Origin of the sequence: Actinoplanes sp. M2I2, from assembly GCF_023544445.1 — a bacterium.
Lineage (GTDB): Bacteria > Actinomycetota > Actinomycetes > Mycobacteriales > Micromonosporaceae > Actinoplanes.
Genome location: NZ_JALPVJ010000004.1, coordinates 1 through 17855, shown reverse-complemented (window position 1 = coordinate 17855; position 17855 = coordinate 1). Strand labels below are relative to the sequence as shown.

Below are 17855 nucleotides of genomic sequence, written 5' to 3'. Positions count from 1 at the left end.
GTCGCGTCGCTCCTCGCGGGCGCGCGGGTTTACGGTGTTGCCCATCATGCGAGCGACGGTTGGTTCCCTTCCACCCGCTGTCTATTGGCGGCGTCGTGCGATCGTGCTGGGCGCAGTGCTGCTCGGCATCATCGTGCTGTTCGTTTCCTGCACCGGTGACGACAAGGACGACCCGAAAAGGGGCCAGAGCCCGACCTCGGCATCGACACAGCTGCCCAGCTCTCAGCCGGCGTCGTCCGGGCCGGCCTTCGTCGACGGGGTGCCCGGCAACGACGGTCCCTCGCTTCCCGCGCCCGGCGACCTGCAGGCGCAGCCGTCCGGCGGCGACACCCCGCCGCAGCCGACGTTGCCGCCCACCGGCGGCGCGACCGGAGGCGCCACCGGCGGCGCCACCGCGGCCGGACAGAACAACAACGTCAACGTGCCGGCCGACGGCTCCTGCGCCGACGGCGAGCTGGCTGTGACCCCGATCCCGGCCGGCACGAACCTCAAGCGCGGCGCGCCGGTCCAGATAGAGCTCAAGATCAAGAACATCGGCCAGCGGGCCTGCGCCCGTGACGTCGGTCCCGATCCGCAGGAGCTCTACCTCGACCAGGGCGCTCAGAAGTTCTGGTCCTCGGACACGTGCAGCACCGCCAAGGGCGGCGACGTGCGGCAGCTTCCGCCCGGGCAGGAGCTCACGTACAAGGTGACCTGGAACGGCCGCCAGTCGAGCACCTGCACCGGCGGCTCACCGGCCGGCCCCAACCCGCCGCCCGGCCAGTTCGAGCTGCGGGCCCGCCTCGGCACCCTGGTGAGCAAGCCGGTCACGCTGACCATCACGTCCTGAGTGGTCGCCGCACTCGAGCTGTATCTGGACGTGGACGCCACCCGCCGGGTACGAACGCTGTGGCGGTCGCTGGAGGCCGAGGGCATCCCGACGCTGGCCTCCCTGCTCAACGAGAAGCACCGCCCGCACTGTCGCTGGCCGTGGCCCGGACCCTGCCGCCGACGGCCGTCCTGGACGCCCTGGCCGGTCTGCCGGTGGGCCGTGGTCTGACCCTCGACCTGGACTACGTCGGCCAGTTCGTGGGTCGCGTGCTGTGGCTGGGCGTCACACCCACCGCCGCGCTGCTGGACCACCATCGCGAGGTGCACGACCGCCTGGACGCCGCCGGGGTCCAGGGATGGGATCTCTACCGGCCGGGCCGCTGGGTCCCGCACTGCACGATCTCGATGCGCGTGCCCAACCCGCAGATGGCCCACGCGATCCGCCGCTGTCTCGAGATGCTTCCCGTACGGGCAACGGTCGTCGGCGCCTCGGTGACCGACCACGCGAACGGCATAGCCGAGCCCCTGCCCTCCTGACCGCCCCGCGGACAGCTCTCGCCGGCGGGCGGCTGTCGCCAGCTCCGAACCGTGCGGCCCTGTGGGCGCCGGTCCGTGATCGCGCAGGTCGCGCCACGGGCGGGACCGGGCGGCTTCGGTCTGCTTCCCTTTCGGGCCGTGGGGCTGACGGCTGTTGTTGCTTTCGAGGTGTGCGGCCTTGGGCAGGGTGGCTGGTCTGCTTCCGTGTGGGCCCTGGGGCTGGCGGCTGTTCGCACGACTAGTCGCGACGTTCTCTGGCCCGATGCTGCCTGCCCTTCGCGAGTCCTGCTTCCAAGCGTGCGGCCCTGGGCAGGGTGGCTGTGGTCTGCCCTCCGCGCAGGGCCCTCGGGCAGGCGGTTGTTACCGGCTCCCGAGCGTGCGGGCCCAAGGCTGGCAACTGTGGTGCACTTCCGATCATGCGGCGGGGAAGGTGGCTATGGTCCGCTCTTCGGCGGGTGGCCCCGTAGCGCTTGGCCAAGGTCCGCTCAAGGGTGCGATCCAGGCGGCAGATTCAAGCCCAAAGGATCTGGGTGTCGGCCTGTTATGGCTGGGCAACTCTGACACTGGTCGGCCACGTCGCGGCCCGACCGTGGCATCTTCGATCCGGTCCCGGCCACCTCGAACGGTTGCCTGTCGGCTTGGAAGGCTGCTGCGGGCCTCTGCGCGGACGGTTGCGTGAAGCTCTGGTCAGAGGTCGCGCGGAGCTGTGGCCGGACGGTTGCGTGAAGCTCTGGTCAGAGGTCGCGTGGAGCCGTGGCCGGACGGTTGCGTGAGGCTGTGCTCGGAAGGTTGCGTGAGGCTGTGTCCCGAGGCCTGCAGCTTGCCTTTCCCCGGACGGCGGCTCTCAGCGTTCGATTGCCGTTACGGTCGGTCAGCGGAAGCCGGTCACCGACAGCAGGGCGTAGCCGATCGCGGTCAGCGGGAGGGCGATCAGCAGGGCGAGGCCTCGCTGCGGCCACGAACGTCCGACCAGCAGGGTGATCGCCAGGCCCAGGGCGGCCAGGACGGCTGCGAACCCGACCAGCTCACCGGTGGAATAGGACGGGTCGCCGATCCGCCGGGCCTGGATCAGCGCTTCGGCGAAGAGAACCGCACCCGGCACCGCCATGGCCGCGGTCTGGAGGCGTCCGGGCGTGCGGGCCATCGCGCCGGCGGTTCCGAAGACGACGCCGGCCACCACGCCGAGACCCATCCAGGCGATCGCGGTGGTGTTGTACAGGGTGGACACGCTGTCGTTCTGGATCAGCACGGCCGCGAGGTAGTAGCTGGGAACGGCCACCACCAGGGCGAGGACCGCGCCGGCGATGCTCACGGGCAGCGACCACCGGAAGCGCAACGTCAGCAGGAACGCCACCACCGCCCAGACGGCCAGCGAGTTGCCCAGGCTGCCGAATGGCGACGGCACGTACTTGATCCAGACGAAGTCGAGGACCCCCAGCAGCACGCCGGCGACGAGCGCCACCCCGACCACGTTCCGGTTGTTTCCCATGAAGATCGATCTTAGGAACGCCTGATCCGGCGCACATCGAACTCCGGGCGGACCGCACCCCTTTGTGATCAACCGAAAGGAAGAGCGGCCCTCAGACGTAGCGCTCGAGGATCGACGCCTCGGCCAGACGCGACAAACCTTCCCGTACGCCCCGGGCCCGCGCGTCACCCACGCCGTCCACCGCCTGCAGGTCTTCGACCGTGGCGCCCAGCAGGCGCTGGAGGCTGCCGAAGTGGTCGACCAGGCGGTCGACGATCTGGGTGGGCAGGCGCGGCACCTTGGCCAGCAGGCGGAAGCCCCGCGGCGACACCGCGGCGTCGAGCGAGTCGCTGGCCCCGGGGTAGCCGATCGCCTTGGCCACGGCCACCAGGTCGATCATCTCGGTGGCGGTGAGCAGGTCGAGCTCGACCAGCGCTTCGTCGAGCGTGCGGGCCTTGCGACCGGTGGGCAGGTAGTCGCGGATGACCAGGGTGCGGTCGGAGTCGACGCCGGCCATCAGCTCGTCGAGCTGCAGGGCCAGCAGCCGGCCGTCGGTGCCCAGCTCGACGACGTAGCCCGAGATCTCGTCGGCGATGCGGCGCACCATCTCGAGACGCTGGACGACCGCGACCGCGTCACGCACGGTGACCAGGTCTTCGATCTCCAGCGCCGACAGGGTGCCGGACACCTCGTCGAGGCGCAGCTTGTAGCGCTCGAGGGTGGCCAGCGCCTGGTTGGCCCGGGACAGGATGGCCGCGGAGTCGTCGAGGACGTGCCGCTGACCGTTCACGTAGAGGCCGATGATGTGCATCGACTGGCTCACCGAGATGACCGGGAAGCCGGACTGCTTGGCCACCCGCTCGGCCGTGCGGTGACGGGTGCCCGACTCCTCCGACGGGATGGCCGGGTCGGGCATCAGGTGGACCGCGGCCCGCACGATGCGGGTGCCGTCGCTGGAGAGGACGACCGCGCCGTCCATCTTGCACAGCTCACGCAGCCGGGTCGCCGAGAACTCGACGTCGAGCGGGAAGCCGCCCGTGCAGATGCTCTCGACCACGGCGTCGTGACCGAGCACGATCAGAGCGCCCGTGCGCCCGCGGAGAATGCGTTCGAGGCCGTCACGCAAGGCAGTGCCGGGGGCCATGAGCGCCAGGTTGGCGCGCAGCGGATCGGCCGTCACCCCGCCGCCCGTGAGACCGGGACCTGCTGTGGTGGCAGCCGGACGATGCGCCGAACCGTTGATACCGGGTCGCGGCGTCGGGTTGGCGGCGGCGGGCTTGGAACCATCGCGGTCGAGCGGCACCTGGACATTCTACGGACTGTCATCCAGTGCAACGAGTCGTGGTTCGATGAATGCTCCGTAGCGTGATTAAAGATCACCGTCGGTCACCGCCGGCGGCGGCCGACGCGCGGGCGGCCGACTGCAGAGCGGACCGCAGATCGCTCACCTCGATGACCTCCACCCCCTTGGGCGCCTCGGGTGCGCAGCCGGGTGGCACCAGGGCCACCTTGAAGCCGAGCCGGGCCGCCTCGGCGAGCCGCCGCCCGACCGCCCCGACCCGCCGGATCTCGCCGGTCAGCCCGACCTCGCCGATCGCCACCAGGTGGGGCGCCATCGCCAGATCGAGGCCGCCGGAGGCCACCGCGAGCGCCATCGCCAGGTCGGCCGACGGCTCGGTCAGCCGGATGCCGCCGACGGTCGCGGCGAAGACCTCGCGATTGTAGAGCTTGAGCTGCTTGGTGCGGCGCTCGAGCACGGCCAGCACCATGGCCAGGCGGGCGCTGTCGAGGCCGGAGACCGTCCGCCGCGGCGAGCCCTGCACCTCGGCGCCGATCAGCGCCTGCACCTCGGTGACCAGCGCCCGGCGGCCCTCCATGGCCACGGTCACGCACGTGCCGGGGACGGGCTCGGAGTATCGGGTGAGGAACAGGCCGGACGGGTCGGGCAGGCTCGCGATGCCGCTCTCGTTCATCTCGAAACAGCCCACCTCGTCGGCCGCGCCGTAACGATTCTTGACCCCGCGGACCAGCCGCAACGACGAGTGCTTGTCACCCTCGAAGTGGAGCACCACGTCGACCAGGTGCTCGAGCACGCGCGGGCCGGCGACCTGACCGTCCTTGGTCACGTGGCCGACCAGGACGGTGGCGATGCCCCGCTCCTTGGCCACCCCGACCAGCGCGGCGGTGACGGCGCGCACCTGGGTGACCCCGCCGGGAACGCCCTCGGTGCCCGGAGCGGAGATCGTCTGGACCGAGTCGAGCACCAGCAGGCCGGGCTTGACCGCGTCGAGGTGACCCAGCACCGCGCCGAGGTCGCTCTCGGAGGCCAGATAGAGCTGCTCGTGCAGGGCGCCGAGCCGCTCGGCCCGCAGCCGGACCTGACTCACCGACTCTTCACCACTGACCACGAGCGACGGTGTGCCCGAGTGGGCCGCCCACTGCTGGGCCACATCGAGCAGCAGTGTGGACTTGCCCACACCGGGCTCACCGGCCAGCAACACCACCGCTCCGGGCACCAGGCCGCCGCCGAGCACCCGGTCGAGCTCGCTCACGTTCGTCGGCACGGCCCGGGCCGGAGCGGCGCTGATCGTGGCGATCGGGCGGGCCGGCTCGGCCGGCATGCGTGAGCTGACCACCCGGCCGGCGCCCAGCGGGGTGGTCACGGTGGACTCGACGACCGAGCCCCACTCGCCACACTCGGGACAGCGGCCCAGCCACTTGGGCGGCTGGTGACCGCAGGCGTCGCAGATGTAGGTGGGGCGGGCTGCCTTGGCGGCCGTGCGGGACGTGGTCACCCGGCTAAGTTAGCCGGACGGTACGACAAGAAGCGTCGTACTCAGTTGCCGCCCACTTCCGAGCCCTCTTCGGCGTCCTCGCCCTCGCCGAGGTGATCGTTCGGCGGGACAGTGGCCGGGCGGGAGGCCGGCGACAACGGGATGGCCATCGGCGCGTTGACCTCGAGCGGCTGGGTCTGGCCGCTCACCTCGACCACCAGGCTCAGCGAGTTGCCCGGGGCCAGCCGGTCGCTCAGGCCGAGCGCGAGCACCTTGGCCTCGTCGCCGGGCAGGTAGGTCGCGCTGCTCAGACCCGGGATCGTGATGCGGGCGGGCTGCACCGACGGGCTGGGCGCGATCGACGGCGCGCCCGGCGTGCTGGGCTGGACCGACGGGTTGTCGGGAACGCCACCGGCCTGCTGCGGCGGGCCGGGCAGGGCCGTGCTGGACGGGCGGCTGCCCGACGGCTCGGGGTTGGCGCTGGGCGACGCGGCGGCCGCGCCACCGGTGAGCCCGATCTGCTGGGCCGAGACGATGCCCTCGGTCTCGGTCTGCTGCGGCCTGCTGCTGATCAGGACGCTCAGCGGCTCGGTGGTCTGGTTGTAGAGCGCGAGCTCGAGCTGGGCGTTGCCGTTGGCCGGGTAACCCTCGGGGCTGTTGTAGACCACCTGGAGGTTGCGGATCAGCAGACGACCGTCGGTGCTCTGGGTGTTCAGCCCCGAGATCGGCGCGTCCAGGAGGGCGGTCTCGGCAACCTGGCCGGCCGAGCAGCCGGCCAGCGCGATCACGGCGACCGTGGCGGCACCCGCGGCCAGGGCGACGCGACGGGTTCCCAGGGAGCGCATCACGATCCTCCAAGCTGATCAAGCTCAACACCGATGCGACTCAACACCGATGAACACCACAGGTGTACGTCTCAGCGTAGAGGTCGGCGAACCGGCGCGTGCGGCGACCCGTCCATTCACACCACCCGGCCGCTGGAGACGAGCAGCAGGACGTCGATGAGAGCGACGAGGATCACCGCGCGGAACATGGCGACACCGCGTCCCTTCGCGCGCGTGGTCGCGTACCACCCGAGGGGAAGGACCACGACGGCCGCGGCGGCGCCCACCCAGCCCGGCCACGACGGGGGCCCGGGTGGCCCGAAGACCAGCGTCAAAGTCGCGCTCAGGAGCAGCAGGGCGGCCGCGACGACCGACCCGGTCTCGCCGAGCCGGTGCGGCAGGCCGCGGACGCCGGTGGCCGCGTCGTCGGCCAGGTCGGGCAGCACGTTGGCGAAGTGGGCGCCCGCGCCGAGCAGCGCGCCCGCCGCGACCAGCCAGGCCGGCGGGGCGGGGTGGCCCGGCAGCGACACCACGACGAAGGCCGGCAGCAACCCGAACGCCACGACGTACGGCACCACCGACAGCGCCGTCGACTTCAGCGGCCAGTCGTAGAGCAGCGCGAACACACCGACCAGCGAGATGACGATCGTCGGCACGAGGCCGAAGGGCAGGCCGAGCAGCGGGATGGCCAGCGCGGCGATCAGCCCGGCGATGCCGACCGTGCGGCGCGAGACCGCGCCCGAGGCGATCGGCTTGTCGGTGCGCCCGGTGCTGCGGTCGCGGTCGGCGTCGAGCCAGTCGTTGACCCAGCCCACCGCCAGTTGCGTCGCCCCGACGGCCAGGAACACGCCGAGGATCGACCAGCCGCGGTGACCGACCCCGATCGCCAGCAGGGTCATCGCCACGGTGACCGCGCCGCCAGGCTCCGGATGGGACGATTTGATCACTGAAACCGCTCGTGACATGCGAGCAGTGTGGCGGGTGTGACGGACTCATGCCACGCTCGATCACATGCCGTCGATGCCGCGTAACGATCCGCGTCAGTACGACGCCCTGGCCGGCGAGTGGTGGCGTCCCGGCGGCGGCTTCGAGCTGCTGCACTGGCTGGCCGTGGCCCGCGCCCGGCTGGTCCCGCCCGCTCCCTTCCCCGGCGCCGTGCTCGTCGATGCCGGGTGCGGCGGTGGCCTGCTCGCGCCTCATCTGGCCGGAAAGGGCTACCGGCACGTCGGCGTCGACCTGCGGCAGTCCGGGCTGACCCACGCGGTGGCCCGCGGGGTGCACGGCGTGCGCGGCGACGTGACGGCGTTGCCGCTGGCCACCGGTTCGGCCGACGTGGTGGCCGCCGGCGAGATCCTCGAGCACGTCACCGACCTGCCGGCCACCGTCGCCGAGCTCTGCCGGGTGCTGCGGCCGGGCGGACTCCTCGTGCTCGACACCGTCAACGACAACGCGCTCAGTCGCTTCGTGACGGTCACGCTGGGCGAGCTCGTCGGCCTGGCTCCGGCCGGCCTGCACGATCCGTCGCTGTTCGTCGACCCGCGCCGGCTCGTCGCCGAGTTCGCTTCCCACGGCGTACGCCTCGAGGTGCGCGGCGCCCGGCCCAGCGCGACCGGCCTCATCCGCTGGCTCGGGCAGCGCCGGCAGCCGGACGGCCGGCCGCTGGGCCGCATCGTCCCCACCCGCTCGACCGCCGTGCTCTACCAGGGACGCGGCCGCAAGGCAGAGGAGTACGCATGACCACGGAAGCCCGCCGGCTTGCGCCCCGGTTCGCGGCCCGCGCCGCGACGCACGACCGGGACGGCAGCTTCCCGGCCGAGGACTTCGCCGACCTGCGCGCCGCCGGTCTGTTCGGGCTGATGGTCCCGGCCCGGCTGGGCGGCGCCGGAGCGAGCTTCGCCGAGTACGCGGCGACCGCCCACGAGCTGGCCCGGGGCAACGGCGCCACCGCGCTGATCTTCAACATGCACGCCTCGGTGACCGGCGCCCTGGCCGGTGTCACCGACGAACTGGCCGACGCCCTGGGGTTGCCGCCCGAGGCGCTCCAGGCCCGGGACGACGCCCTGCGGGCCGCGGCCGAGGGCAAGTGGTACGCGGTGGCGATGAGCGAGCGGGGCGCCGGCTCCCGCCTGTCGCAGCTCACCACCTCGTACGAGGTGGTCGACGGGGGATACCGCATCACCGGCTCCAAGACGTTCTGCTCCGGGGCCGGGCACGCGGACGCCTATCTGGTCGCCGCGCGCAGCTCGGCCGACCCCTCGCAGGTGTCGCAGTTCCTCGTGCCGGCCGGGGAGGGGTTGCGCGTCGAGCCCACCTGGGACGCGCTCGGCATGCGGGCCACCGGCTCGCACGACCTGCACGTCGACGTCACCGTGCCGGCCGGCGCGCTGCTCGGCGGGGTCGAGGGTCTGGCCCTGGTCGTGGCCCAGCTGGCTCCGCACTGGATGGTGGCCAGCTACGCCGCCGTCTACGTCGGGGTGGCCCGCGCGGCCGTCGACGCCGCCGTCGAACACGTCAACGAGCGCAAGCTGGGCCACCTGCCGGCCATCCGGGCTCGGATCGGCCGGGCCGACGCCGCCGTCGCCGCCGCCCACCTGGCCGTCCTGGAGGCCGCCCGCCGGGTCGACGAGCAGCCCGGTGAGGCCGAGACGAACCGCTGGGTGTGGCGGGCCAAGCTGCTCGCCGGCACCACCGCGGCCGAGGTGGCGGCCTCGATGCTGGAGGCCGCGGGCACGTCGGCGATGCGCCGCGGCCACCCGCTGGAGCGTCTCTACCGGGACGCGAGAGCCGGATCTCTACAACCGGCGACCAGTGATGTGTGTGCGGACTGGCTGGGGGTAGATGCCCTCGGCGGCGACGCGGACTCGGAGGGTTCGGCGCCGCGCTGGTAGTGGTCGGACCCGTCCCGTCCGGGGGCGGCTCGACAGGAAAGCAGTTGGGTAGGGCGGCGGGGTTCGGCCGGGGAGGCACAAGTGAATCGCAACGCGACCATCGCAGGGCTGGGTACAGCGCTGCCGCCGCCTGCCGCGCAGGATGATCTCTGGGAAGGCTTCTTCGCGAAGCACTACACCGCGGAGAAGCGGGCGCTGGCCAAGCGCATCTTCGCCAACTCCGGGGTACGCACCCGGCAGGCGGCGGTCAGCCCGCTGCTCGAGGACGTCTCCGAGTGGTCGACCGAGCAGCGGATGCGCCGCTACCAGGTCGAGGCCGTGCCGCTCGGCAAGGAGGCGGTGGGACGGGCGCTGACCGACGCCGGCCTCCGGGCCGACGAGCTCGGGCTCTTCGCGGTCTGTTCGTGCACCGGCTACGCGACGCCCGGGCTCGACATCCTGCTCGCCCGCGACCTGGGCATGTCGCCGACCGTGCAGCGGCTCTTCATCGGGCACATGGGCTGCTACGCGGCCCTGCCCGGGCTGGGCACGGCGGCCGACTTCGTGGTCGCCCGGGGCCGGCCCGCGCTGCTGCTCTGCGCCGAGCTGACCAGCCTGCACCTGCAGCCGGCGAGCACCCGGACGGATCTCCAGCAGATCGTGTCGCACGCGCTCTTCTCCGACGCGACCGTCGCGGTCGTCCTGACCCCGGACGACGGTCCCGGATACGTCCTGCGCGACACCGTGGCGGCCACCGACACCACCACGGCCGACCACATGACGTGGGAGGTCACCGACCTGGGCTTCCGCATGGGGCTGTCGCCCCGCGTGCCCGCCGTGCTCGAGCTGCACGTCCGCAAGCTCGTCGACGACCTGCTGGCCCGGCACGGCCTGACCATCGACGACGTGGACGGCTGGGCGGTCCACCCCGGCGGTCCCAAGATCCTCGATGTGGTTCAGCAACAACTCGGTCTCGATGACGAGGCGCTCGACGCCTCCCGGGGAGTTCTGTCGACGTACGGGAACTGCTCGTCGCCGACGGTGTTGCTGGTGCTCGACGAGCTGCGCCGCCGCCCGAGCCCGCCGCGGCGGGTGGTGATGCTGGCCTTCGGGCCGGGGCTCACGCTCTACGGCACGCTGCTGGAGGCCTCTACAGTCACAGCGTGACAGGTGCGCGGGAACGCGGAGCGGTGCTCTACGCCGCCGCCGGGCTGCTGGTCGCCGGCGGCGCGACCTGGTGGTTCCTGTCCGCCCCGCCCGACCGCGCCGACGACCAGGTGCAGGTGTGGCGGACGGCGGCCGAACGGGAGCTGCCCGACACCGACACGCAGGCCGACGCCGGGACCATGGCGCTGGCGCCGGGCGCCGAGCAGTCCTTCGAGACCTCGGTCGAGACCGGCGAGTACCTGGTGTCGGTGATCTGCCGGGGTGGCCCGGAGTCGTACGTGCGGGTCAGCCTCAGCCAGAGCGGCCGGGACAGTGGGCGGGGGCTGTACTGCTCGGCCGAGCGCCCGCCGTACAGCTTCCGGGTCGGCCTGGGTGACGCGATGCGCCTGCACGTCATGGTCAGCGACAAGGGGCCCGTGGTGTTCCGCTACTCCGTGCGGCGCGTCTCCGCCTGATCGCCGCCGGCTTGGCTCCGCCGGTCGCCGAGGGCAGTGACGGCCCGAGGGGCGGCCGGCTCAGAGGCGGGCCAGGTCGGAACGGAAGTCCTCGACCGAGAGCGTGCGGGGCACCACGCGGACGATCGAGGTGCCCCGGTCGACCAGCACGGCGGCGGCCGTGGTGTCGGGGGCGGTGAGCCGCAGATGGGTGCGCAGGCTGCCGGCCGGGTCGGTGAGAACGCGCACAGTCTTGCCGTTCGCCGGCGGCATCGCGCCGGTCGGCGGGGTGCCCGCGGCCGACGCCGACGCGGTCGCGGCCGAGACGGTGATGACGGCGATCTCGGGGCCGACGGCGTCGATCGTGTCGGCGACGAGCCCGGTGCAGGCGCAGCCGTCGACGAGCAGGATGACGGCCGGCAGGCGGCCGCGGAGCGGAACGGTCTGGCCGTCCGCCGACAGCAACTCGAGCGCCGGCAGGGTCGAGGAACGCTCGGGCGTCGTGGTGGCCGTGCGCTGGACGGCCGGCTGGCGGGGCGGCCCGGGCCACGCCGAGGCGAACAGGCTGGCCACGGTGACCAACACGGCCAACGAGATGATCAGGACGGGCGCGCGGAGCGCGGTGGCGGCGACGCGACGCAGCCGCCGCGCGGCGGGCCGGCGGAGAAGCCGCTGCCAGCGTGTGGGCGGATCGGCCAGGCGCAGCTCGGCCCGGATGGCGTCGACCTCGTCGGACAGCCCGGACAGATCGTCCGGGATGACGATGACGCCCCACTCCTCGGGCAGGTCGGGCAGGTCGTCGGGCGAACCGCCATCCGACGACCATCCGCCGTTGTCGCTCGCACCAGCCATGACTCACCCTCCCCCCGGGCCGACCCAGTCGTTCTTCGGTCGGGGACCTTGCACCCCAGCCTTCCTCACGCGCGGCCCGACCGCCAGTAGTGCGCGCTTCCGGACCTTAGCGATAAGCTTGACCTCACAAACGCCGTAGGTGCGGAATATCCGACTCGCACGCTATTGCCGTCACCAAACGATCACCCACCGTCACTGAGGCAGCTCCAAGCGGCGTTGTCAAGCCGCAGAAACGCCCATCACAGGGGCCCTGAGCTGCACTAACAGTCACCGGCTGGGCGGGACATAGCTGCCTGAGCGTGTTACCCTAGACACAGCGAAAGGGGCTTCGAACCTATGGTTTTCAGTGTCGGCGAGACCGTTGTTTACCCCCACCACGGGGCCGCACTCATCGAGGCAATCGAAACAAGGGTCATCAAGGGCGAGCCGAAGCAGTATCTCGTGCTGCGCGTCGCTCAGGGCGATCTGACCGTGCGGGTGCCCGCTGAGAACGCCGAGATCGTCGGCGTGCGTGAGGTGGTTGGCGAGGAGGGCCTGGGCAAGGTCTTCGACGTCCTCCGCGCACCGCACACCGAGGAGCCGACGAACTGGTCGCGGCGTTACAAGGCCAATCTCGAGAAGCTTGCTTCCGGTAACCCCCTGAAGGTTGCCGAGGTTGTTCGTGACCTGTGGCGTCGTGAGCGCGAGCGCGGTCTCTCGGCCGGAGAGAAGCGCATGCTCGCCAAGGCCCGCGACATCCTGGTCGGTGAGGTCGCTCTGGCGGAAAAGAGCACCAAGGACGAGGCTGAGGTTCTCCTCGACAAGGTCCTCACCGAGGCCTGATCCACCCCCCACCTCGACGCGACCAAAAACGTGTTCGCACAGGACCGCGACGTGACCGCGCAGCTCAATGCCCGCGGTGACGTCGCGGTCCTGGTTCTGGCTGCGGGTGCCGGCTTACGGCTCGGCCCCGGCGGACCCAAGGCTCTGCGCCTGCTCGCCGGGGAGCCTCTGCTCGTCCACGCGGTACGCCGGGTGGCCGCCTCCGGGTCGGTCCGCCTCATCGTGGTCGCCGCTCCCGCCGCTGAAGTCGAGGCGGTGCGTTCCCTTCTGGCGCCGGTCGCGCCGGTCACCGTGGTGGCCGGCGGGGCCGAGCGGCAGGAGTCCGTCGCCCGGGCCCTGGCCGTCGTGCCGCCCGAGATCGACATCGTGCTCGTCCACGACGCCGCGCGTGCCCTCACTCCACCCGACGTGATCGAGTCGGTGGCGGCCGCCGTGCGGGCCGGGCACCCTGCGGTGATCCCGGTGCTGCCCGTGGTCGACACCATCAAGGAGGTCGGCCCCGGCGAGACCGTGCTGGGCACGGTCGACCGCTCGGTGCTGCGCAGCGTGCAGACCCCGCAGGGCTTCCGTCACAGTGTGCTGGCCGAGGTCCACGCCTCGGCGGCCGATCCGCTGACCGACGACGCGGGCCTGGTCGAGAAGGCCGGTCTGCCGGTCACCTGCATCCCCGGCTCCGATCTGGCGATGAAGATCACCCGTCCGCTCGATCTCGTCCTGGCCGAGGCTCTGCTCAGGCTGTCCGATGATCCCGCGTAACCTGGCCGCGTGATCAGCCAGCGGGTCGGTATCGGCACGGACGTGCACGCCTTCGAGCCGGGCCGGCCCTGCTGGGTGGCGGGGTTGCTGTGGCCGGGCGAGACCGGGCTGGCCGGGCACTCCGACGCCGACGTGGCCGCCCACGCCGCCTGCGACGCGCTGTTCGGGGCATCCGGGCTCGGCGACCTCGGCAGCAATTTCGGCACGTCCCGGCCCGAGTGGGCGGGCGCCTCGGGCGTCGCGCTGCTGACCGAGGCGGCGCGGCTCGTGCGGGCGGCGTCGTTCGAGGTGGTGAACGTCTCGATCCAGGTGATCGGCAACCACCCGAAGATCGGCAAGCGCCGGGCCGAGGCCCAGCAGGTGCTGTCGGCGGCGGTCGGCGCCCCGGTCACCGTCTCGGGCACCACGACCGACGGGCTGGGCCTGACCGGCCGCGGGGAGGGACTCGCCGCGACGGCGGTCGCCCTGATCGCCCAGATGTGAGCGTTGCGGCGGGTGGCAAGTGAACGGTGCTCACCCCGGGACACGGTATTTCGTGGTAGCGCCTACGCTCGAAGAGTGGCCGCGCCCCTGGAACCAGAGACCACGCCGGAGGAGTACCGCCAGCGTGCGCTCCTGCTCGCCGATCTCGGACGATACGACGAGGCAGCCCAGGAGGTCGCCGCCGGGCTGACGGCCGCGCCCGACGAACCCAGCCTGCTGGCCACGCTGGCCCGCATCCACCTGGCCGCCGAGCAGCCCGGCGAGGCGCTGCGGGCCGCGGAGAAGGCGGTGGCGGCCGCCCCCGACACGATCACCAACCTGGTCGTCCGGGCCATGGCGCTCACCGACAGCCAGAAGTACGGCGACGCGGCCCGCGTGGCCAGCGGGATCCTCGCGCAGTGGCCGGCCGACGCGTACGCCCAGCGGACCGGTGCGGCGCTGCTCAGCGAGTCGCGCAACGGGCAGGAAGCCCTCAACGCGGCCTGGAACGCGGTCCGGATAGCGCCCGCCGACGCCGAGGCGCACCTGGTGCTGGCCGTCGTGGCCGCGCGGCTCCGGCTCTTCGATCTGGCCCAGCGGGCGTACACCCAGTCTCTCGACCTCGATCCGGCGATCGGGGACGCCCAGCACGACATGGGAATCGTCCGGTTCGAACGCCGGCGCTGGGCCAGGGCGCTCGAGGCGCTGGCCGACGAGGCGACGCTGGCGGCGCAGGCCGAGCCGGAGGCGCGTGAGGAGACGGCGGGGGACTATCCCGAGCCGTTCCCGCGGGCCTATCCCGCGCCCGACCGCCCCGAGCCGAAGGAAGAGCCGAAGCGTGGCTCGGCCGGCTGGACCGGCGAGCCCGCGATCAGCCGGCCGTCGGGACCGGTGCTCGATCCCTCCGAGCCGTCGGCCGCCGCGGTGCGCCAGGGCGTGCTCTACGGGGCCAACGCGACGCTGATCACCGGCGTCATGGCCGGCTTCATGACGCTGACCAGCGTCGGGATCTCGCGGGTGTGGGCCGGCCTGGTCGGCGTGCTGATCGTCGTCGGGGTGCTCGTAGCGCTGCGGCGGATGGTGCCCGAGCCGCTCGGAACTGCCCTGCGCCGGCTGCGGGCGAACAACCGGCCGCTGGCCGGCGCCACCTACATCGGCTTCGTCGCGCCGCTGGTCCTCCTGGTCTACGCCCTGGTCGGCGGCATCGTCTCGCTGGTCGCGGCCCTGGTCCTGGCCGCGGTGGCCGAGCTGCTGGTCCTCACCCGGCGCTGACCCAGGTCCCTGTCTCCCGCGCCTACGGTCCGCCTCAGGACGAGCGGATCGAGTTGATGAGGGACTCGTGGACCGCGGTCAGGCCGGCGTCGAGCGCGCCCAGCAGGACCGCGTCGTCCTCGAGGGAGGTCACCGCGATCGAGCTCTCCAGCGGCGCCGCGCGGCGCACCGCGAAGGTCACCGCGGACAGCAGCGGCGCCCCGCCGGCCTGCGCGATCGGGCCGGAGAGCACCACCAGGTACGGGTCGAGCACGGCGATCACCGCGGCCAGGCCGATCACGATGCGGTCGGCCAGAGCCATCAGGAAGTCGCCGCCACCGGCCGGATCGGCCGCCGCCGCCCGGACCGCCTCGGCCGGCGTCCGCCCCGGAACGCCGCTGTCCCGGGCGAGGTCCAGAATGGCCGCACCGCCGAAGAGGTCCTGCAGGTCGAGCTTGCGGTGCGAGGAGTCGGGCGAGTAGAGCGGCATGTAGCCGATTTCACCGGCCCCGCCCCGGGCACCGCGCATCAGCGTGCCCGCCATGTCGATGGCGAGACCGAGACCCTCCTGACCCAGCCAGAGCAGGGCGAAGCCGTCGGCGTCGCGTCCCACACCCCGCTGCCGCTCGGCGATCGCGGCCAGGTTGACGTCGTTGTCGACGCCGACCCGGGTGCCGAGCGCGGCGGCCAGCTGCGGCACCAGACCCGTACGGCCGAAGCCGGGCACGTCGACGTGCCGGATCGTCTCGGTGTGCGGGTCGTAGGAGCCGGCCACGCCGAACTGCACGTGCCGGATGCGGTCGGCCGGGACGTCGGCCTCGTCGCGCAGCCGGCCGACCACCTCGACCAGCGCGGTCAGGGGGTCGGAGGTGAGGAAGTCGATGCGCGACTCGATGCGCCCGCGCACCTCGCCGGTGAGGTCGCAGAGCGCGGCGACCACCGAGGGCGCGCCGCTGGCGCCGATGTCGCGCACGGAGACGGCCGCCGCGTAGGCCGCGTCGGGGTTGGCGTTGTAGATCTCGGCGTTCGGCCCGGGCCGCCCGCTGTTGTGACCGACCACGGTGACCAGCCCGGCCTCGGTCAGCCGGCGCAGCACCTCGGAGATCGTCGGCGTCGACAGGGCCGTGAGCTTGCGCAGGTCGGCCCGCGTGAGCATGCCGGGGTCCAGCAGGTGGGCCAGGGCCGCGCTCTCGTTCATGGCGCGCAGCAGTTTGGACGAACCGGCCAGACGGCTCACGGCGGCTCCCGGTGCGAGGGGCGATCAGGTGACGAAGCGATAGGCAAACCGGCTAACAGTTAGCCCGGACGCTAGGCGGACCGCAAACGGGTGTCAAGGGTCGCCGCCAGCGTAGAGCAGTCGATCGAGACCTATTGATAAACCTTTTTAACTGTTCTAGCGTCTCTCCTCATCGCGCGATCCATCCCCGTGAATCCCCCTCGCTCGAGGAGAGCCATGATCCGCGCAAGGAGAGTCCTCTACGCCACCGTCGCCCTGGCCGTCCCCGGAGCCGCCCTGATCTACGGGCTGCTGCCGGCCGGCGCCGCGACCTCCGGCCCGATCCAGGGCCTGGGTGGCAAATGTGTCGATGTGGCCGGTGCCAGCCCGGCCAACGGCGCCGCCATCCAGCTCTACGACTGCAACACCTCGGCGGCCCAGCATTGGACCGTCGGCAACACCGACGGCACCATCCGCGCGCTGGGCAAATGCCTGGACGTCACGGCAGCGTCGACGGCCAACGGCGCCAAGATCCAGCTGTACGACTGCAACGCCACCGGCGCCCAGAAATGGTCCGTGTCGGGCACAGCGCTGGTCAACACCGGCAGCGGCAAGTGCCTCGACGTCACCGACAAGAGCACGGCCAACGGCGCCCGCCTGCAGATCTGGACGTGCTCCGGCACCAGCAACCAGACTTGGAGCCTGCCCGGCGGAACGGCCCCCACCACCCCGCCGACCACCGCTCCGACAGGAACGAACTTGGACAACCCGGCGAAGAAAGACGTCGCGATGCAACTCGTGTCCGCGGCGGAGAACTCGTCCCTCGACTGGCGGGCCCAGTTCCGCTACATCGAGGACATCGAAGACGGGCGCGGCTACACGGCCGGCATCATCGGCTTCTGCTCCGGCACAGGAGACATGCTCGAGCTGCTCCAGGCCTACACCAACGCGGTGCCCGGCAACGTGCTGGCCAAATACCTGCCCGCGCTGCGCACCGTCAACGGCACCGCGTCCCATGCGGGCCTGGACCCGAACTTCACCAACGACTGGCGTACGGCGGCGGCGGACAGCCGATTCCAAGCAGCCCAGGAAGCCGAACGCGACCGCGTCTACTTCAACCCCTCGGTGCGCGACGGCAAGAACGACGGAGTGCGGGCGCTGGGCCAGTTCGCCTACTACGACGCGGCGGTCATGCACGGCTACGAGGGCATGCGAGCGATCCGCAGCCAGGCACTGAAGCGGGCGAAGCCGCCGGCCCAGGGCGGGGATGAGCGGGCCTGGTTGAACGTCTTCCTTGATGAGCGGGTGCTCGAGATGAAAAAGGAGGAGGCGCATTCAGATGCGTCTCGTGTGGACACAGCCCAGCGCCGTTTCCTGAATGCGGGGAATCTCGACCTCAATACGCCGTTGGAGTTCGCTGTTTACGGGGAGGGGTTCCGGATCGGCTGAGTCGTCGGATCTCTAGGGAGCGGGGGTGGCCTGGTTTGTTGGCTGGTCCCGCTTTCTGCTGCGGGGATCGGTTGGTGGGCTGGACTTTCTTGCGGGGGACGGGTGGGGCCGGGGGGGGGCCAACCCCGCCCGGAAAACAAAAAAGACCGGCGGTGTGAACCCCCCC

At 71.9% G+C, this 17855-nt stretch carries 19 protein-coding genes; 12 read left to right on the top strand and 7 right to left on the bottom strand.

Annotated elements, in window-relative coordinates:
* The first annotated feature begins 46 nt into the window (after positions 1 to 46).
* From HJC40_RS07990 to HJC40_RS07985, 3 genes are read left to right on the top strand one after another with little or no spacing between them, the layout of a single operon-like run.
* The gene (locus tag HJC40_RS07990) at positions 47 to 829 is read left to right on the top strand and encodes an adhesin (RefSeq protein ID WP_249999719.1); all 783 of its coding nucleotides are present in this window, start codon (positions 47 to 49) and stop codon (positions 827 to 829) included.
* The gene (locus tag HJC40_RS46070) at positions 830 to 1039 is read left to right on the top strand and encodes a hypothetical protein (protein ID WP_308200867.1); all 210 of its coding nucleotides are present in this window, start codon (positions 830 to 832) and stop codon (positions 1037 to 1039) included. It abuts the gene before it with no gap.
* A complete protein-coding gene (locus HJC40_RS07985; protein ID WP_308200865.1) occupies positions 970 to 1347 on the top strand; it encodes a 2'-5' RNA ligase family protein in 378 nt (125 codons plus the stop codon). Before HJC40_RS46070 ends, HJC40_RS07985 begins: the two co-directional genes overlap by 70 nt.
* Before the next feature lie 871 nt (positions 1348 to 2218).
* On the opposite strand, the gene HJC40_RS07980 is transcribed toward HJC40_RS07985, so the two are convergent.
* From HJC40_RS07980 to HJC40_RS07960, 5 genes are all read right to left on the bottom strand, one after another.
* On the bottom strand, positions 2219 to 2836 hold the full coding sequence (locus HJC40_RS07980) for a DUF6518 family protein (protein WP_249999716.1): 618 nt from the start codon (positions 2834 to 2836) through the stop codon (positions 2219 to 2221).
* 91 nt (positions 2837 to 2927) lie between these two features.
* Positions 2928 to 4118: a DNA integrity scanning diadenylate cyclase DisA gene (gene disA / locus HJC40_RS07975; RefSeq protein WP_249999714.1), complete on the bottom strand. Its 1191-nt coding sequence runs from the start codon at positions 4116 to 4118 to the stop codon at positions 2928 to 2930.
* A gap of 73 nt (positions 4119 to 4191) precedes the next feature.
* A complete protein-coding gene (gene radA, locus HJC40_RS07970; protein WP_249999712.1) occupies positions 4192 to 5610 on the bottom strand; it encodes a DNA repair protein RadA in 1419 nt (472 codons plus the stop codon).
* Positions 5611 to 5651: 41 nt separating this feature from the next.
* Entirely contained in the window at positions 5652 to 6434 is a 783-nt protein-coding gene (locus HJC40_RS07965; RefSeq protein ID WP_249999710.1) for a hypothetical protein, read from the bottom strand.
* A 116-nt stretch (positions 6435 to 6550) separates the two neighbouring features.
* Positions 6551 to 7378 (bottom strand): UbiA family prenyltransferase, encoded by an 828-nt coding sequence (locus HJC40_RS07960; protein ID WP_249999707.1) that lies wholly within the window; start codon positions 7376 to 7378, stop codon positions 6551 to 6553.
* A gap of 46 nt (positions 7379 to 7424) precedes the next feature.
* On the opposite strand from HJC40_RS07960, the gene HJC40_RS07955 reads away from it, so the two are divergent.
* From HJC40_RS07955 to HJC40_RS07940, 4 genes are all read left to right on the top strand, one after another.
* Positions 7425 to 8150, top strand: coding sequence for a methyltransferase domain-containing protein (locus tag HJC40_RS07955; RefSeq protein ID WP_249999705.1), 726 nt, complete (start codon positions 7425 to 7427; stop codon positions 8148 to 8150).
* A complete protein-coding gene (locus HJC40_RS07950; RefSeq protein WP_249999702.1) occupies positions 8147 to 9301 on the top strand; it encodes an acyl-CoA dehydrogenase family protein in 1155 nt (384 codons plus the stop codon). The genes HJC40_RS07955 and HJC40_RS07950 overlap by 4 nt, the downstream gene beginning before the upstream one ends.
* A gap of 81 nt (positions 9302 to 9382) precedes the next feature.
* Entirely contained in the window at positions 9383 to 10447 is a 1065-nt protein-coding gene (locus tag HJC40_RS07945) for a type III polyketide synthase (protein WP_249999699.1), read from the top strand.
* Complete coding sequence (locus tag HJC40_RS07940) at positions 10444 to 10902, top strand: DUF6023 family protein (protein WP_249999696.1); 459 nt, start codon at positions 10444 to 10446, stop codon at positions 10900 to 10902. Before HJC40_RS07945 ends, HJC40_RS07940 begins: the two co-directional genes overlap by 4 nt.
* A gap of 60 nt (positions 10903 to 10962) precedes the next feature.
* Here the strand turns inward: HJC40_RS07940 and HJC40_RS07935 are convergent, their stop codons facing one another.
* On the bottom strand, positions 10963 to 11733 hold the full coding sequence (locus HJC40_RS07935) for a hypothetical protein (protein ID WP_249999691.1): 771 nt from the start codon (positions 11731 to 11733) through the stop codon (positions 10963 to 10965).
* A 336-nt stretch (positions 11734 to 12069) separates the two neighbouring features.
* Between HJC40_RS07935 and HJC40_RS07930 the strand changes: the two genes are divergently transcribed.
* The 4 genes from HJC40_RS07930 (at position 12070) to HJC40_RS07915 (ending at position 15045) form a co-directional block, all read left to right on the top strand.
* Complete coding sequence (locus HJC40_RS07930; protein WP_026206027.1) at positions 12070 to 12555, top strand: CarD family transcriptional regulator; 486 nt, start codon at positions 12070 to 12072, stop codon at positions 12553 to 12555.
* Between the two features lie 51 nt (positions 12556 to 12606).
* The gene (gene ispD, locus HJC40_RS07925) at positions 12607 to 13311 is read left to right on the top strand and encodes a 2-C-methyl-D-erythritol 4-phosphate cytidylyltransferase (RefSeq protein ID WP_249999688.1); all 705 of its coding nucleotides are present in this window, start codon (positions 12607 to 12609) and stop codon (positions 13309 to 13311) included.
* Positions 13312 to 13320: 9 nt separating this feature from the next.
* Positions 13321 to 13794: a 2-C-methyl-D-erythritol 2,4-cyclodiphosphate synthase gene (gene ispF / locus HJC40_RS07920; RefSeq protein WP_249999686.1), complete on the top strand. Its 474-nt coding sequence runs from the start codon at positions 13321 to 13323 to the stop codon at positions 13792 to 13794.
* 75 nt (positions 13795 to 13869) lie between these two features.
* A complete protein-coding gene (locus tag HJC40_RS07915; protein WP_249999682.1) occupies positions 13870 to 15045 on the top strand; it encodes a hypothetical protein in 1176 nt (391 codons plus the stop codon).
* 34 nt (positions 15046 to 15079) lie between these two features.
* Here the strand turns inward: HJC40_RS07915 and HJC40_RS07910 are convergent, their stop codons facing one another.
* The gene (locus HJC40_RS07910; RefSeq protein ID WP_249999680.1) at positions 15080 to 16261 is read right to left on the bottom strand and encodes an ROK family transcriptional regulator; all 1182 of its coding nucleotides are present in this window, start codon (positions 16259 to 16261) and stop codon (positions 15080 to 15082) included.
* Between the two features lie 216 nt (positions 16262 to 16477).
* On the opposite strand from HJC40_RS07910, the gene HJC40_RS07900 reads away from it, so the two are divergent.
* Positions 16478 to 17689 carry a chitosanase gene (locus HJC40_RS07900; protein WP_284042890.1) on the top strand — a complete coding sequence of 404 codons (1212 nt, stop codon included), beginning with the start codon at positions 16478 to 16480 and terminating at the stop codon, positions 17687 to 17689.
* Positions 17690 to 17855 lie beyond the last annotated feature (166 nt).